10 protein-coding genes are annotated in these 17,058 nt (G+C 72.9%); 7 read left to right on the plus strand and 3 right to left on the minus strand.

Annotated features, from left to right (window positions below; genetic code table 11):
- Positions 1-7: 7 nt before the first annotated feature.
- The 3 genes from GA0070216_RS29840 to GA0070216_RS34840 all read right to left on the minus strand — a co-directional run bounded on the left by GA0070216_RS29840 (position 8) and on the right by GA0070216_RS34840 (position 2,010).
- Positions 8-850, minus strand: a complete 843-nt coding sequence (locus GA0070216_RS29840) for a glycoside hydrolase family 16 protein (protein ID WP_091253083.1) — start codon at positions 848-850, stop codon at positions 8-10.
- 106 nt (positions 851-956) lie between these two features.
- On the minus strand, positions 957-1,793 hold the full coding sequence (locus tag GA0070216_RS29845) for a polysaccharide deacetylase family protein (RefSeq protein ID WP_141723241.1): 837 nt from the start codon (positions 1,791-1,793) through the stop codon (positions 957-959).
- Between the two features lie 40 nt (positions 1,794-1,833).
- The gene (locus tag GA0070216_RS34840; RefSeq protein ID WP_176739208.1) at positions 1,834-2,010 is read right to left on the minus strand and encodes a hypothetical protein; all 177 of its coding nucleotides are present in this window, start codon (positions 2,008-2,010) and stop codon (positions 1,834-1,836) included.
- Positions 2,011-2,479: 469 nt separating this feature from the next.
- Between GA0070216_RS34840 and GA0070216_RS29850 the strand changes: the two genes are divergently transcribed.
- From GA0070216_RS29850 to GA0070216_RS29880, 7 genes are all read left to right on the plus strand, one after another.
- Positions 2,480-5,344 carry an ATP-binding protein gene (locus GA0070216_RS29850; RefSeq protein WP_176739209.1) on the plus strand — a complete coding sequence of 955 codons (2,865 nt, stop codon included), beginning with the start codon at positions 2,480-2,482 and terminating at the stop codon, positions 5,342-5,344.
- 81 nt (positions 5,345-5,425) lie between these two features.
- Positions 5,426-5,662 carry a DUF5988 family protein gene (locus GA0070216_RS29855; protein ID WP_091253088.1) on the plus strand — a complete coding sequence of 79 codons (237 nt, stop codon included), beginning with the start codon at positions 5,426-5,428 and terminating at the stop codon, positions 5,660-5,662.
- Between the two features lie 148 nt (positions 5,663-5,810).
- Positions 5,811-7,370: an acyltransferase domain-containing protein gene (locus GA0070216_RS29860; RefSeq protein ID WP_091253090.1), complete on the plus strand. Its 1,560-nt coding sequence runs from the start codon at positions 5,811-5,813 to the stop codon at positions 7,368-7,370.
- The gene (locus GA0070216_RS29865) at positions 7,367-13,318 is read left to right on the plus strand and encodes an SDR family oxidoreductase (protein ID WP_091253092.1); all 5,952 of its coding nucleotides are present in this window, start codon (positions 7,367-7,369) and stop codon (positions 13,316-13,318) included. The genes GA0070216_RS29860 and GA0070216_RS29865 overlap by 4 nt, the downstream gene beginning before the upstream one ends.
- Before the next feature lie 17 nt (positions 13,319-13,335).
- Positions 13,336-14,355, plus strand: coding sequence for a 3-oxoacyl-[acyl-carrier-protein] synthase III C-terminal domain-containing protein (locus GA0070216_RS29870; protein WP_091253094.1), 1,020 nt, complete (start codon positions 13,336-13,338; stop codon positions 14,353-14,355).
- 3 nt (positions 14,356-14,358) lie between these two features.
- On the plus strand, positions 14,359-15,810 hold the full coding sequence (locus tag GA0070216_RS29875; protein ID WP_091253096.1) for a cytochrome P450: 1,452 nt from the start codon (positions 14,359-14,361) through the stop codon (positions 15,808-15,810).
- A 10-nt stretch (positions 15,811-15,820) separates the two neighbouring features.
- Positions 15,821-17,029, plus strand: coding sequence for a Rieske 2Fe-2S domain-containing protein (locus GA0070216_RS29880; RefSeq protein WP_091253098.1), 1,209 nt, complete (start codon positions 15,821-15,823; stop codon positions 17,027-17,029).
- Positions 17,030-17,058: the final 29 nt, after the last annotated feature.

Genomic DNA, 17,058 nt, shown 5'->3' on the forward strand with positions numbered 1-17,058 from the left:
GCTCAGGTCAGGCCGGCTCGTAGATAGCCACCCAGTCGACCTGGAGGTCGACCCGGGGTGGGGTCGTCTCGTCCGGGCACGCCTCCCAGGTGTGCCCGCAGTACCACGCCTGGCTCTGGAGGGCGAGCGCCATCGGTTCGTCCGGCACCTGGTCGCCGGAGAGGGTGGCCCAGGGCTGCCCGTCGAGGGTGAAGACCAATCGGTCCGGCGTCCACTCCAGGCCGGCGGTGTGCCACCGGGTGAAGTCGCCCGGCACGTTCTGCTCGACCGGCCGGCCCCGGACCGGGTGCAGCACGCCGTACATCCGGCTTCGGTCCCGGCCGTTGTCCTCGGCGATGTCGATCTCCGGCGGGTAGTCGTTCGAGGCCGGCCAGAGCAACAACGCGTAGGCGATCCCGGTGCCCCGGTCCATGCGGAACCGGATGTCGAACCGGCCGTAGGTCCGGCTGACCACCTGCCGGTTGGAGACGCCACCGGTGACGTACCGGCCACCACGGCCGGGCTCGGGCCAGCCGCCGATGACCAGCGCGCCACCGGTGACCGAGACGTGGGCGGGATCGAAGTACCCGCCCGGGTCCCCGTCGGGTTGGCCCTGGTAGGCGAACCACCGGTCGTCGAGGACCGGGCCGCTGAAGTCGTCGGTGAAGATCTGCCGCCAGCCGGGCAGATCACCCTGGGGCAGGCGTGCTCCGGAGGGGGTGACGGGGGCGGGCGGGGGCGGCGGGCTCCTCGTCGGCCCGGTCGGCCCGGGAGCCGGGGCCCGGTGCGGCTCGTGCCGTTCGATGCCGCTGTCGAGGTGGGCCAGTGGTGGACCCCACGCCAGCCAGGCGCCCGTCACGACCAGCGCCACGACGAGCAGGACGGCACCGGCCCGACCCCAGCGCGGGGTCCGCCATCCGGTGCCGGCCGGCCGGTGCGGGGGCAGTGTGGTCTCCGGTTCTCGTCGGTACCGCTGCTCAGGTCAGTTGCCGCCCGTACCGACGGGCGACCCGGCGGGTGATCCGCCAGGCCGGCTGGGCCAGTCGTTTGGCCTGCGGCACGAGTCGTGGCCCGCCGCCCCGGACCAGGGCCAGGAGATCCGCTCCCGAGTGGTCGGGGGTGGGCTGTAGGCGGGGGATGGCCAGGCGGTCGTCGGTTGTCGGTCGGTAGCTGCGCCGGCCGACCTCGCAGGCGTTCTGGTATCCGGCCCGCCGCACCAGGGTGCGGACCTGCCGGTCGTGATAGCCGTGCGGGTAGCAGAAGGAGCGGGTCCCGGTGCCCAGCTCCTGTTCGAGCCGGTCGCGGCTGGCCGCGACCTCGTCGGTGAGTGACCGGGCCGGCAGCACGTCGAGCGGGTGGTGGCGGAGGCCGTGGTTACCGATCTCGACCCGCCCGGCGGCGGCCACCTCGCGCAGTTGCGGCCAGGTGAGCAACGGTCCGAAGGCGGTTGCCCAGCGACCCAGCCAGGATGCCGGACCGTTGCCCAGATGCCCCACCGCGGGATACAGGGTCGCCGAGGCGTCCGCCTCGGCCAGCAGCGGCACCGCCTCGGTCAGGAAGTTCGCGTAGCCGTCGTCGAAGGTCAACGCCACCACCGGTGGCACCTCGTCGGCCGCGTCGAGCAGGTCGAGGGCCTCGGTGAGCCCGACCAGCCGGTATCCCGCCCCCACCAGCGTGCCGAGCTGTTCGGCCAGCCGCCGGGGCGGCACCGCCAGGGTGCGGAGCGGGCCGGTCGGCAGCCCGGAGACGGAGTGGTACATCAGCACCGGCAGGCGCGCACCGACCGGTCGACGGCCGGGACCTCGGTATCTCACCAAATTACCCTAACCTGGTTTCCATCCCAGTCGTCCCGATTCATCCCAGGATCGAGACAACCAGGCTGAGCAGGTAGCGTCCGCTTGCGCCGTCTGCCGGTGCAGGCCGGACGTTGCCCTGTCGGGCGGCGACGACGTCGTGCTCGCTGACCAGACGTGCTGCTTTCCTGCCGCCGAGTGTCATCGCGGCACGCGATTGGCACTCCTCACCGCGCATCCGTGCCGGGCGCACCATCGGACACCCCAAGAACTGGCGAATCCTCGCGCGAGTGAGTCTGATTATGCCCGGACCCCTGCCGGGAGCGCCAAGTTAACGGCCCTTCCTCACATTCGGTGGTGGCTGCTCCATCATAAATTAACCTGACCGACACGTGTTTCGCGATCCGATAACTGCCCTGGCGGCTCGACTGGAAAGTGACTCTCTGCGCACTCGAGGAGCTTCCCTTGATTTTTCGACAACTTCCTATCAGGATGGCTCATCGTAGGGTGTCCGAGCGAATAAACTCAGGGATTTCGGTGACCTGGCGGCGGTCGATCAAGGCCGCCTGCCGGAGTATTGTGGGCCGGTCCAGCGGCCGTCATAGATGTTGATTTCCGGCCGGCGCGGTGTGCTGGGATTCGGTTTGGCCGGAAGAGGGATCTGCGTCGTCGGATATGTTTCCGGCGGCGATTCATCTTCGATGGGAATGCTGAGAATAGGCCCGGAGTCCGGGTCCGAGGTATGGGTCGGGCGAGAGCGTGAGCTGAGCCTCGCGCAGACCGCGTTGACCCGGCTGGCGCGGGGAACCGGCTCGGTGCTCCGGTTGGCCGGTGAGCCGGGCATCGGCAAGACTTCGCTGCTCACCATCACCGCCCGGGCCGCGGCCGGCCGCGGCTACCAGGTGTTCCACGCCGTCGCCGACCAACTTTCCCACCAGTTACCACTGAGCGTCCTGCTCGCCTGTCTCGGCGTCCGCCAACGGCCGGATGATCCGTCCCGGGCGGAGATCACCCAGACCCTGGTTGGCCAACCGCCGGCCTTCCCCGCCACCGGGTCGGCCCTGGCTGCCGTGGCCGAGATGCTGGTCTCGCTCGTCGGCGACCTGTGCGCGGCGGGCCCCACCGTCCTGATCGTCGACGACGCGCACTGGATGGACGAGGCGTCGACCGTGGTCTGGCGGCGCCTGGCCGCGAGCGTCGAGCATCTGCCCCTACTCCTGGTCGCCGCACACAGTCAGGACCCGTCCCGTCCGGCCCGTACCCCGGCCAACGCCGGCCGGGGCCACGAACACCTGCTGAGCCTCGTGCCGCTGGACGAAGCGGAGGTGTCGCAACTGCTGGCCGGGCTGCTCGGAGCACCGCCCGGCCCGACCCTCAGCCGGTGGTCGGGCGCGGCGGTGGGTAACCCGCTCTACCTGCGTGAGTTGGCCGACGTCCTGGTGCGGGAGGACCTGGTCCAGGTCGTGGCGGGACACGCGGACCTGCGTGACGACGACGACCGGATACCTCCGGCCCTCACCGCCGCGTTGACCAGCCGGCTCGGGCTGGTGCCGGACGCCGGGGACGTGTTGCGGACCGCCGCACTGCTCGGCACCGAGTTCACCGTCACCGACCTGAGTGTCGTGCTGGGGCGGCCGGTGCGGGTCCTCGCCGACGTGGTGCAGCGGGCCGTCACGGCCCGGATCCTCGCCGGCTCCGGTGAGCGCATGACCTTCTGCCATCCGCTGATCCGCCAAGCCCTGTACGACGCCGTCGCGCTGCCGTTGCGCCGGGCGCTGCATCTCGACCTGGCCCGGGAGTTGGCCGCCGCCGCCGCCGAACCGCTCACCGTGGCACACCAACTGGTGGCGGCGGGCGGCGTCGAGAACCGGTGGGTGCCCGACTGGCTCCAGAGGTCCGCCCACGCGTTGGCAGACGCCGACCCGGGACTCACGGTCCGGCTGCTGCGCGCACAGCTCGGACAGCTTCCGGCACAGGACCCGCACCAGGCCTCGCTGAGCGTCGCGCTGGCCCGCTCACTACAGCTGCTGGGCCGGTGGGAGGAGGCTGCCGACCGGGCCCGCGAGGCCCTCGCGTCGTCGACCGGGCTGGACGCGTACGGCGAGCTGCACTGGCTGCTGATCCGTGCGCTCAACAACAGCGGGAAGACCGACGAGGCCGAACTGATCCTGCGGCAGGTGCTCACCCGGCAGGCGATACCCGAACCGTGGCGCGGACGCCTCCTGGGCACCCTGGCCCTGATCAGCCGGGCCGGCGCCGGCGGGTCGAACGAAGCGGAGATCCTGGCCGGCGAGGCCCTCGACGCCGGCCGCCGCTCGGGCGACGACTGCGCGATCGCGGGCGCCAGCGTCGTGCTGTCCCTGACCCGCTCGGACCGGCGTGACCACCCGGCCGCGCTCCGGTACGCCGAACAGGCGCTCACCGCCCTCGTCGGTCACCCCGACCACCCGGAACTGGAGATGTTCGCCCTGCACTGCCGCGTCGTGAGCCTGCAGAACATGGCCCGGTGGAGGGAAGCCGACAGGGTGCTGCGGCTGTCCCGGGAGATCCGTCGCCGGGCACACGACGTCGCCGCCGGGTCCATCGGCGTCACCGAGGCGATGCTGTACTACTGGCTCGGCCGCTGGGATGAGGCGTTGACGGCACTGAGCCCGGTCGCGGACGACCCCTGTGGCCCGTGCTATCCGGGTCTGCACCGGGGTGGACCCGCGCTGCTGCGGCGGGGCGTCACCGCGCTGATCGCCGTCCGGCGCGACGACCGCGCGCTCGCCGAGGCGCACCTGCGCTCCGATCCGGACGTGCCTGCCGACCGCAGCACCGACGAGGACAGCGAGGGTTTCCTCCTCGCCGCCCGGGCCGTGCACGCCGAACAGCAGGGCGAACCGGAACGGGGCGCCGCCCTGCTCGCCACGATGCTGCAGCACCGCCCCGACTCCGGCGCAGGGCCCCACCACCCGTGGCTCGCCGACCTCATCCGGATGGCGTCGGCCGGCACGGACTCCTCGACCGTGACGGCTGCCCTCGAACTGACGCGCGTCTGGGCCGAGGCCGAGGAAACACCGGGGCGGGCCGCGACCATGCGTCAGCGCTGCGTGGGCCTCGCCACCGAGGACCCCGAACCGCTGCGCACGGCCGCGCAGCACTACCGGTCGGCCGGCCCCAGGACCGAGCTGGCAGCGACCCTTGAGGACCTCGCGGTGGTGCTGGCCGGCCGCGGTGCGACCGACGAATGCCGAGCGGCCGCCACCGAGGCGATCGACCTGTATACCCGGGTGGGCGCGACCTGGGACGTCCGTCGCACCGAGGCGCGGCTGCGGGGCAGGGGCGTACGCCGAGGGGTCAGCGGCCCCCGCGCAGCCCGGCCGGTGTCTGGCTGGGCGGCGCTCACCGCCACAGAACGGCGCGTCGCCGTCCTCGTCGCCGAGGGCCGTTCGACGCCCGAGATCGCCGCCGCGATGCTCCTGACCCGCCGGACGGTCCAGACGCACATCTCCCGCGCCCTGCACAAGCTCGGGCTGCGCAGCCGTAACCAGATCGCCCGGGAGGCGCTCCGCAACGCGGGTTCCCGATGACGGATGACTCGGCGACCCCGGGTCGGTTTTGTGGGTCAGCTGACGCATGTCTCGTTCGTCCTCCCCGGGGAGGCTATCCGCATGACCGTGTCCCCCCAGCCGGACGACACCACGACCCCCCACACCACCGTTCTGATCGCACTCGAAGGCGGCCCGGCGAGCCTTCCGCCCGAGCTTCGCAGTCAACGGATCTCGCCGGACGCACCGAAGGTGAAGGTCCCGCACCACGGTGGCTACGAGCACTTCGAACGCCCCGACGACGGCGACGGTGAGCCGCTCGTCTTCCGCTGGGCGTACCGGTCGCGGATCGCGGAATAGCCGGCCGGGAACCTGCCCCGGCCGGGCGGTCCGGGCCGGGGTGACCGCAGGGTCCATCCGGACCCGCAGGCCGCACGTCGTCGATTGTCCCTGCGCCGGCACGGCGCGCCAGAGCCCGTTCACCGGGACGGAAACGAGGGTGACGCACATGGTGGATTCTGTCTTCGTCATGCCCGGCACAGTGGCTGCTCCCCGTACGGGCATCCTGCGTGACCTGCACAGCCGCTACGAGACGGTACGTGAGGCACTGACCCGCATCGACAAGGCGGCCCGGGAGTTGGGGTTGCCCGACATCAGCACCCGTCTGATCGAGGATGTGGCCGGCGAGCGCCCCTACAGCCCCGAGGTGCAGTACCTGGAGATCTTCGCGGTCAGCCTCTCGACGTACCACCTGCTCGTCGCCGAGGGCGTCGAACCGGTGGCGATCGTGGGACAGAGCATCGGGGAACTCTGGGCCCTGGCCGCCGCCGGGCACGTGTCGGTGGGCGACGCCGCGCGCCTGGCGGTGGCCCGGTCCCGTGCACTGACCCGGCAGGCGTGGCCGGGCACGATGCTCGCCGTCGGGGTGGACGGCCGCCGCGCGGAGTCACTCGCCGGGCTGATCGGCCACCCGCACCTGGTGCTGGCCTGCGAGAACACACCCCGGCAGAGTGTCCTCAGTGGTCCACGACGGCAGATCGACGAGGCGGAGCGGGTGGCCGAGGCGCTCGGCTGGCCGAGTGTCCGCCTCGACGTTCCGCACCCCACCCACACCCCGGCGGTCGCGCAGGCCGCCCGGGACCTGCTGGCCACCGCCCCCCGGGTGTCCTACGGCGGCGGACGGTGGCGGGTGTCCTCACCGTGGCTGGGCCGGGACATCGGCGACGAGGACCCGGTCGAGCTGGTGGCCGGCGCGCTCACCGCCCAGGTCCGGATGCTGCACACGGTGCGCGCCCTGCACGCCGCCGGCGCGGACACGTTCATCGAATGCGGGGAGTGGCCGGTCGTCACCCGGTTCGTCGAGGCGTCGGTCCCGGGCATCCAGTCGGTCGTACCGCTGAGCGAACACGACCCGGTCGCGGCGGTCCGGGCGCTGGTCGCCGGCCGCACCGAAACGGTGTCACCGCAGGTACGGACGCCGGCGTCGCCACCTTTCCCGGCGACCCCGCCACCCGTCGCGGCTGCGCCACCTGTCCCGGCTCGACCGGCTCCCACCCTCGTGCTGCCGCCACCCGTGGCGACCATACCCGCCCCGGCGGTCCCCACTGTCCCGGCGGTCCCCACCGTCCCGGCGGCGGCGGTCCCGGCTGCCCCAATCGCCCCGGCGGTCCCGCCCGCCCCGCCGGCCCCCATCGCCCCGACGCCGCCTGTCCCGTCCGTCCTGGCGCCGCCGACCCCGCAGGCACCGGTGACACCGGCCTCCCCGGCCACCGTGGACCACGTGTCGTCCGCATCGGACGCGGACGGGCAGTACGCGGTGGTGCTGACCGAGATCCGGGCCCTGTACGGCGACTACCTGGGCTATCCGCCGGAGCTGCTCGGCGACGACGACGGCCTGGAATCCGACCTGGGCGTGGAGTCACTCAAGCAGGTCGCCCTCCTCGGCCGGGTCGCCGACCGGTACGGCCTGCCGGACCTGCGGGCCAACACCTCCCTACTGACCGTCGGCACCCTGGGGCGGATCGCGCAAGCCGTCGTCCAGGCCCGGGGGGAGGCGACCGCCCGATGACCGACACGCCACGCCTGCACGGTCGGATCGCGTTGGTGACCGGCGCGGCCAAGAGCCTCGGCGCGGACATCGTCCGTCGACTGGCCACCTGCGGCGCACACGTCGTCGTCAACTACTTCCACTCCGTCGAGCAGGCCGAACTGCTGCGCACCGAGCTGGCGGAGGCCGGCCTCAGCGCGGAGTTCATCCGGGCCTCGGTGGCCAAACGCACCGAGATCGACCGGATGTTCGACCTGGTCCGGCAGCGGCACGGCGGCCTCGACTTCCTCGTCAACAACGCGGCCGGCGGCGCGTTCCTGCCCCTGTTCGACGTCGACGACACGTACTGGCAGCGGGCCTGGTCCACCAACGTCATGGGGGCGTACCACTGCTCCCGCCGGGCGGCCGAGCTGATGGTGGGCCGCCCGGGCGCAGGCATCCTCTGTCTGTCCAGCGTCGGCGCCCACCAGCCGGTCCCCGGGTACGGCCCCGGCGGCGTCACCAAGGCCGCCCTGGAGTCCCTGGTCCGGTACCTGGCGCTGGAGCTGGCCGACCAGGACATCCGGGTCAACACCGTGCTGCTGGGCTCCGTGGCCAGCGAAATCGTCGTCAACCTCGACGACCCGGCCGCCGCGCTCGGAGACTCGCCGCGCACCAGCGACCTGATGCGCCGCACCATCTCCACCCCCGAAGCGGCCCGGCTGCTCGTCCACCTCCTGCACCCGGACACCGGATTCATCACCGGGCAGACCCTCGTCGCCGACGGCGGCATCAGCATCGGCGGAATGCAGAGTCTGCGACTGCACAGCAAACTCGCCGCGCAGGTCGGTGTGCCCACCCGAACCCCACCGGTCCGCCCCACCGCAGCAGCCAGGACACCCGAGGTGCACCCCTCGACCACCGAGGTCGTCGCCGTACCCGAGGTCGTCGCCGTACCCGAGGTCGTCGCCGTACCCGAACCGGCCCCCGCCGCCGCGACACCACGCCCGGTGCGCGACCCGCTGCCGCGCCGACCGGAGACCGGCCCCGCCGAGCACGACCCGGATGCCATCGCGGTGGTCGGCCTCGGGGTGGTCCTGCCCGGCACCAACAACCCCGCCGAACTCTACGACCGGCTCCGGGAGGGCGTCCTGCTGGCCAGCGAGCCGTCCGCGTTCGACCTGCGGCACTTCTGGTCGGCCAGCGCGGCGGAGACCGACAGCTTCTACATCCGGGAAGCCGGCTACGTGCAGGGGTTCGTCCCCGACCCCGCCTCGATCACCGAACCCGACGGGTTCCTGGGACACCCCGGCTGGCCACGCACCACCCGGTGGCTGCGGCACTGCACCGTCCAGGCCCTGGCCGGAGTACACCGCCGGCCCGGCGACCGGTGGCTGGCGGCGACCACCGGCATCCACGACCAGACCGGGCTCGGCACCCAGGGCGTCGTCCTCGGCGACGAGTACCAACGCCTGATCCGCGACGCCATCCAGCGCAGCGGCGGCGACGACTGGCTGGCCGAACTCGCCGACCACGCCATCAGCGCCCACTACGGCGGCGACGGCGGCAACCCGCTGGCCTACCTGCCCGCCTCGGTCTCCCGCAACGCGCTACGCGGGCTGATCCCGGGCGACGCCCAACACCTGACCCTCGACGCGGCCTGCGCCACCGGTCTGTTCTGTCTCGACGCCGCCGTCAAGGCCCTCCGCGAGGGAAGCTGCGACGTGGCACTGGTCGGCGGCACGTCGGTGATCGAACCGATCGGCTTCACGCTGTTCTGCCGGGCCCAGGGAATCACCGTCAGCGGCCGGATCCGCCCCTTCGACCAGGCGGCCGACGGGACACTGATCGGTGAGGGCGCCGTCATGCTCGCGCTGAAACCGTACGCCCGCGCGGTGGCCGACGGGGACCACATCCACGGCGTCGTCCTCGGCACCGGACTGGCCGCCGACGGCCGCGGCAAGGGCATCCACGCCCCGGCCACCCGGGGACAGGAACTGGCGATCGGCCGGGCCTGGGCCGACGCCGGCGTCGACGCCTCCGACGTGGACTGGGTGGTGGCCCACGGCACCGGCACCCCCGTCGGTGACGAGGTGGAACTACGTTCCCTGCTGTCACGACTGGGCGAGCGGGACCGGCCGTGCCTGCTGACGTCGAACAAACAGGTCTTCGGCCACACCGGTGTCCTGGCCGGGCTGGTGTCGGTGGCGCACGCACTGGTCGCCCTCGCCCACCGCACGATTCCCGGCCACACCGTGGTCACCGATCCCCACCCGCTGCTGGGCGACGGCACCCGACTGACGGTGCCGGTCACCGATGCGCCCTGGCCGGTCGACGAGGCCCGCCCCCGGATGGTCGGGGTGTCCTCGTTCGGCCTCGGGGGAGCCGACGCCCACGTGGTGCTCGCCGACCGGGTGCCGTCGACCCGACCCGCGCCCCGACCGTCGGTGCCCGACCGCACCCCGGACACCGAGGACCTGGTCGTGGTGGGCTGGAGCACCCACCTGCCCGGCCTGGACCGTGACCGGGTGCCCGGCTGGCTCGTCGGCGACGGCCCGGCCCCGCAGCTGAGCTTCGGCAGCCCGTACCCGCTGCCGTCCCCCCTCGACGTGCGGATCCCGCCCCGGACGATGCGGCACATGGACCCCGCCCACCTGATGATGCTCCAAGCCCTCGGGCCGCTCCTGGCCGACCTCGGCGAGCCGGGAACCGCGCTGCGACCCACCACCGCGATCCTGGTGGGGGCGAGCCTGCCGACCACGCACAACGCCCGCGCCGCCCTACGGGTGCACGCGCAGGAGTGCGCCTCGACGTTCGACCTGCTACCCGACCCCGGGCAGGCCCAGACACTGCGGGAGTACCTCGCCAAAGCGCTCGCCGACGCCGGCGACGTCATACCCGACGAGCTCAACGAGGACGACTTCACCGGTGCCGTCTCCTGCATCCTGTCCGGCCGGGCCGCCAACTACTACGACCTGCGGGGCTTCGGCACCAGCGTTTACGCCCACCGCGACTCCACCCACAGCGCCCTCGATCTGGCCCTGCGCCAACTCCGCCACCGGGCCTGCGACCTGGCCCTCGTCGGCGCGGTGAGCCTGCGACCGATCAGCGGATGGGACCGTCACCTGGACACCCTCGTACCGGCGGGTCGGTCGGTCGCCGAGGGCGCCGCCGTCGTCGCCGTCGCCCGCCGCTCCACCGCCCGGGAGTACGGCCTGCCCATCCTGGGCACCCTCGGCACCGCACCCGAGGGCACCGCCGACGACCCGGCACACACCCTGCCGGCACCGGCCGGCACCGACCGCACCTACCTGGCCCTGGACGCCCTGCTGGCGGTGCTCCGGGCCGTCGTCACCGGCACCGACACCGTCGTGTCACCGGCCGCCCCCGGATCACCGTCGATCCGGTTCACCAGGCCGACCGGTCCCGACCCCGACCCGGGAGGGGTCGTCCCGGAACCGGCCGAACAGCCGATCGGCCGCCGGCAGACCCTCCAGCCGCGTCCGCTGACCCCACCGGATCCGGACGGGCCGGCGATCCCGGCCGGGAGCATCGTGCTCACCGACGCCGCGGACCTCGCCGCTGCGGTCACCGGACCGGACATCGCCGTCTGGTCACCGCAGCCAGGAGTCGACGCCGCCACCCACGTACCGCCCGACGCCGCCGCCGACGCGCTGGCCGACCTGCCGTTCGTTCCACGCCACATCCGGGTCCTCACCCGGCTGGAAACCCCCGACGGCGGTGCCGACGACACCGAGGCCGCCCGGTTGGAGGACCTCCAGGACCTGGCGTTCACCACCATCCAGGCCGCGCTGCCCGCGCTGCGGGCCGGCGGGTCGCTCGCCGCGCTGCTGCTCGCCGCGCTACCGCAGGGAACGACGCACCCGCTCGCCGGTCTGTTCACCGGTCTCGTCCGCTCGGTGCGGGCCGAGGTGCCGCAGTGCAGCGGGAACGCCCTGGTCACCGACGCGTCGGACGCCCCGACCGCGCTGGCGCAGTTGGCCCGGGCGGCGACCACCCGAGTGCCGACGCACACCCTGGCCTGCCGCGGGCAGACCTGGTCCGAGCTGGCCGTCGCCGACGACGAGACCGGACCGCACCCGGCGGGGGAGCCCACCCTGCCACCGGACGCGGTGGTGGTCGCCTTCGGCGGCGCCCGGGGCATCACCCCCGAACTCCTCGACGCCGTGGCCCGCACCACCGACCGACCCCACCTGTACGTCGTCGGCCGTACCCCGCTACCGGAGACCGACGACGAACTGCCACCCCAGGCCGAGTTCATCGCCGCCGGACGCCGGGAACACCCCGACGCGTCGGTGCGGGAACTCAAGACCGCCTACGAACGTGCCCAGGCCCGCCTGGAGGTACGCCGGACCGTGCACCGGCTCGCCGAACTGTGCGGGCCGGACCGGGTCCACCACCGGGTGTGCGACGTGCTGGACGCGGACCGCACCAGGGCGGTCCTCGACGAGGTCATGGACCGGCACGGGCGCATCGACCTGCTCATCAACACCGTCCTCGACCTGCGCTCCCGGGCACTGCACGCGAAGACCCTGGTCGACTTCCGGGCGGTACGGGCCACCAAAGCCACCGGCTACCGCAACCTCAAACGCGCCCTGGCCGGCCGGCCGCCCCGGACCTGGTGCAACTTCAGCACCCTGGCCACCCTCGCCCCCGCCCCCGGAGACGTCGACTACTGCGCCGTCAACGAATACCTGGCGTACGCGAGCACCTGGGCTGACCGGCACGCACCCGAGGGACACCGCGAACTCGCCATCCTCTGGAGCGGCTGGCGGGAAGTCGGCGTCGCCAGCAGCGCCGCCATGCAGGAAACCCTGCGCCGCAACCGGATGGACGCCTACATCAGCAGCAGGCAGGGTGCCGTCCAGTTCCTCGACGCGGTGACCCGGCCCGGCAGCGGGGCGGCGGTCTTCTACATCCGGGCGGAGGAACGCGTACTGCTGGGGCAGCGGGGGATCAGCACCGACACCACCAGCGGCCGGCTGCCACTGCCCGTACCCGACGCACCACCACCCACCCCACCGGACCCGTCCCTGGCCACGCCGCTGCTCGACGGCGTGCTGCTGCGCGGCCGCAGCTGGGCGGTGTTCACCAAGACCTGGGAGCCACACACCCTCGCGGAGCAGGACGGCCGGTGGATGCGCCACCACCGGGTCAACGGGGAGTACGTCCTCCCCGGCACCTTCGCCCTCGAGGCCGCCGCCGGCGCAGCCGGACACCTCTGCCCCGACCTCGTCGTCACCGGATTCCGTGACCTGGTCTGCCGGACGTCGGTGACGGTCAGGTCCGCCGGACCACCCCGCACCATCACCGTGGAGGCCCAACTCACCGACCGGTCCCCGGACCGGGCCGTGGTGGCGGTCCGGATCACCACCAACCGGGTCGGCCGCAACGGCAAGGTCCTGCGCTTCAACGACCTGCTCTGCGAGACGACAGTCGTGCTGGCCGACCGGCACCCCGCACTGCCCGCGCCGACCGACCAGATGACACACCGCCCCGAACCGGACTTCACCATGCCGGTCTACTCCGCCGACCTGCCGATCACCCTCAGCGGTCCGTTCGCCGGAACCGGCGGGTACGCCCGGGGACCGGACGGCACGAGCGCCACGTTCCGCCTGGACCACGAGGCGTGGAAGCCGGCCCTGGCCGGGATGACCGTACCGGCGATCCTGCTGGACGCGATGGTGCACCTGCTGCTCCTGCCGCCACCCGGCGACCGGCCACCCCTGGTCGGCCCGATGGCCGGCATCGAGGCGGTGGACCTCGGCGGGCCGGGCAACGACTGCCAGCTCAGCGCCGCGCACCCGACGATCCGGCTGCACTGCCGCTTCGCCGACGGCGCACTGACCGCCTCGACCCCCCACGGCCACGTCCTGGCCCGCATGACCGGGGTCAGCGCCCACGCCACCGACCACAGCGGGAGGTTGATCCGGCCGCACGCCGACACCCCCCAACCGGCCCTTCCCTGACAGCCGAGGAGACAGCGGTGTTGTGGCACGACATCACGATCGCCGGAACCGGTTCCTGGATACCCCCGATCCGACCCGAACAGGACCCGTGGGACGCAACCCGGGCCGGCGCATCATCCATGGCCGCGGCCAACGGGTTCACCTCGGCGGCAGTCTCGACCGGGGAGACCGCCACCCAGATGGCGGCCCGGGCCGCCCTGCTGGCACTGCGCCACGCCGAGGTCCCCAGCGCCGACGTGAGCCTGTTGGCCCACGCCACCTTCCAGGACGAGGACCACTACACGCCCGCGCCGTACCTGCTGCGGGTCCTCGGAGCCACCCGTACCACCGGGATCGAGGTCGGCGCGGCCAGTGACGGCGGCGCGGCCGCCCTGGTCACCGCGGCCGAACACCTCACCGCCCAACCCACCGCCCCGGCGGCCCTGGTCACCGCCGGAGCCCGCTTCCCCCACCAGCGGTGGGGCCACGTCCGCGACATCGGCTACGTCGCCGGTGACGCCGGCGCCGCCGCGGTGCTCACCCGGGGCACCGGCTTCGCCCGGCTGCTGGCTACCGCCCAGGCCACCGAACCGGAGCTGGAGGTGCTGACCCGCGCCGGTGAGCGGGGCGCCGCCGCCGGCGGCGGCCGACGGTTCCTCGCCGAACAGACCGGACTCCTGCCGCACATCGGGGCACTTCAACGCCGCACCCGGCACTGTGTCGACACCGTCCTCGGCGAGACCGGCCTGGCAGCGGCGGACGTCTCGCACGTGGTGGCCATCGCGATCGGGTCGGCCGTGCTCGACCTGGTGCTCTCCGGACCCCCGCTGCACCGCCGCGCCACCGACAGCAGTTGGACCTTCGGCCGCCACCTCGGCCACGCCGGCCCCTGCGACGTGCTGCTCGCCCTGGACCGGATGTTCCGCACCGGCGCACTGCGGGTCGGGGACCACGTCCTCGTCGTGAGCTTCGGCCTCGGCTTCCGCTGGACCACCGCCCTGCTCGAGATCACCCGCCCACCGCCCGGTGCGACGACGGCAGACCGGAGAACGAGGTAACCCATGACCGAGACGACCACGACGACCACCGCGTCGATTCCCCTGGCACCGGGTGCACTACCGCTGCTCGGACACGCGTTGCCCCTGTTGCGGGATCCGCTGGCCTTCATCCGCTCCCTGGCCGGCTACCCCAGGATGGTGCGGGTCCGGTTGGGCCCGACCTCCGCAGTGCTGATCTGCGACCCGACCCTGACCCGGCACATCTTCGTCAACGACCGGACCTTCGACAAGGGCGGTCCGATCTACGACCGGATCCGGGAGGTCATCGGCGACGGGCTGTCCACCTGCCCGTACCCGCTGCACCGGCGACAACGACGACTGTGCCAACCGTCGTTCCACCCACAGCGCCTACACGGGTACGCGGCGGTGTTCGGCCGGGCCTCCCACGCCACCGCCGGCTCCTGGCACGACGGTCAGGTGCTCGACGTCACCCGGGAGATGATGACGCTGACCACCCAGGCCACCATGGAGACGATGTTCAGCGGGTCCCTCCCCGCGGACACCCTCCGCCGGGCCCTGGCCGACACCAACACCGTGGTGAGCGCCTTCTTCCGCCGGATGATGACCCCGGCCCTGCTGCGCCGGCTACCTACCCCCGCCAAGCGACGCTACGACCAGGCCCGGGCCCGGCTCTTCGCCACCATCACCGAGATCGTCGCCGCCCGCCGGGCCGACCCCACCGACCACGCCGACCTGCTCTCCGCACTGGTCGCGGCCGTCGACGTGGAAAGCCGTGACCACGAGCAGCGGCTCAGCGACGCCGAACTGGCCGACCAGGCCCTCACCTTCTTCCTCGGCGGCATGGAAACCACCGCCATCACCCTGGCCTGGGCACTGCACCTGATGGCCACCCACCCGGAGATCCAACATGCACTGCAGGCCGAAACCGACACCGTCCTGGCAGGCGCGCTCCCCGGCCCCGAACACCTGCCCCGACTCGACCTGGCGACCCGGGTGGTCACCGAGACCCTCCGGCTCTACCCGCCGGCCTGGATGATGACCCGCACCGTCGCCCAGGAAGCCGAACTCGACGGGGTACGGCTACGGCGCGGCGACACCCTCGTGCTCAGCCCGTACCTGATCCACCGGCGGCCCGACCTGTACGCCGACCCGGACCGCTTCGACCCGGACCGCTGGCGCGGCACCTCACCCGACCGGACGGGCTACGTCCCGTTCGGCGCCGGCGCACGCAAGTGCATCGGGGACCAGTTCGCGCTCACCGAGGCGATCCTGGCCCTGACCGCGGTGGCGGCCCGCTGGGAGTTGTCCCCGGTCGGCGAGGAACCCTTCCGACCCAAGGTGGAAACCAGCCTCAGCTCCCGCGGGCTGCGCCTGCGGCTGCGGCGTCGGACGGAGACCTCCGGGACCGACGCGCCGCCGGTCGCCACGTCGCAGCCCCTACCCGTGCCGTCGACCCCCGGACCGGGCCCTGACGCCTGCCCGGTCGCCCACTAGGAGAACAACCATGAGGTCGCTGGTCAAACAGCTGCTCCGTAACCGTGAGATCCGGCGGCACACCGCCGCACCGGCCGACCGGCTCCACCCGCCCACGCGTCCCGACCCGAACGGGTGGTTCTGCGTGGCCTTCTCCGACGAGGTCCGCCCCGGGGCCATCACCACCCGCCCGTTCCTGGGTGGCGAGGTGGTCGTCTACCGGACTCCCCGCGGGTTGCTGCGGGCGGTCCGCCCACGCTGCCCCCACCTCGGGGCGCACCTGGGCGTCGGTGGAACACTCGACGGTGAGGAGATCGTCTGTCCCTTCCACCGGTTCGCCTTCGACCCCTCCGGGGCCTGCGTACGGACCGGGTACGACCTGCCGCCGCCCAAGGCGACCCTGACCCAGTTCCCGGTCTGCGAGGCCAACGGGTCGATCTACGTGTGGCGGCACGCGCTCGGCCTCGCACCGCAGTGGCAGGTGCCGATCTTCGGCATGGACGAGCGGCAGCCCTTCAGCCACAACACCTTCGACATCGCCGGTCACCCGCAGGACGTCATCGAGAACGCCTTCGACTGGGGGCACCTCCCGGCCCTGCACGGGCTGCGGGACCTGGTCATCGAGGGGGCACCGGTGATGGGGGAGCCGATCAGCACGGTCACCGCGACCGCCCGGGGCACCGTCATGCGCCAGAGCCGCCAGTCCTACACCCTCACCGTGATCGGACTGGCCACCATCGCGGCCCGCACCCGGTTGCCCAACGGCGCGGGCGACCTCTACGTCATGCTGCACGCGACCCCGACCACTGCGGGCCGGATCCAACTGCGGTTCGGCACCAAGTTGGAGCTGGCCGGCCTGCCGTTCCTGCCCGAGCGGGTCGCCCGGGCGACGGCGTTGCCCGTCGCCCGGTTGCTCGGCGCGATCGCCCAACGGGTGGCCTCGGTCGACACCGGCGCGGATCTGCTGATGTGGCACCACCAGGAGCACGTCGAACAGCCGAAGCTCGCCCGGGGAGACGGCCCGATCGGTCGGTACCGGCAGTGGGCGCGGCAGTTCTACACCGACCCCACCCCGTCCGGCGGTCCCACCGACGCCGCCGCCACCGGGACGTCCATCACCAACGGTTCGCCGGCCGCCAACGGTGTGCCGGCTGTCAACGGATCGTCAGTTGTCAACGGTTGGCCGGTCGCCAACGGATCGTCCGTCGACGAACGGAAGGCCGGCCGTTCCGAGGTGTGACCGTGGCCGCCGTGGCCTGCGAACCGTGT

Origin of the sequence: Micromonospora matsumotoense (assembly GCF_900091525.1) — a bacterium.
Lineage (GTDB): Bacteria > Actinomycetota > Actinomycetes > Mycobacteriales > Micromonosporaceae > Micromonospora > Micromonospora matsumotoensis.

Excerpts from the sequence above, each read along its gene's own strand:
- GA0070216_RS34840 (WP_176739208.1), bottom strand. The coding sequence starts at position 2,010 with ATGCGCGGTGAGGAGTGCCAATCGCGTGCCGCGATGACACTCGGCGGC.
- GA0070216_RS29850 (WP_176739209.1), top strand. The coding sequence starts at position 2,480 with ATGCTGAGAATAGGCCCGGAGTCCGGGTCCGAGGTATGGGTCGGGCGA.
- GA0070216_RS29855 (WP_091253088.1), top strand. The coding sequence starts at position 5,426 with ATGACCGTGTCCCCCCAGCCGGACGACACCACGACCCCCCACACCACC.
- GA0070216_RS29860 (WP_091253090.1), top strand. The coding sequence starts at position 5,811 with ATGGTGGATTCTGTCTTCGTCATGCCCGGCACAGTGGCTGCTCCCCGT.
- GA0070216_RS29865 (WP_091253092.1), top strand. The coding sequence starts at position 7,367 with ATGACCGACACGCCACGCCTGCACGGTCGGATCGCGTTGGTGACCGGC.
- GA0070216_RS29875 (WP_091253096.1), top strand. The coding sequence starts at position 14,359 with ATGACCGAGACGACCACGACGACCACCGCGTCGATTCCCCTGGCACCG.
- GA0070216_RS29880 (WP_091253098.1), top strand. The coding sequence starts at position 15,821 with ATGAGGTCGCTGGTCAAACAGCTGCTCCGTAACCGTGAGATCCGGCGG.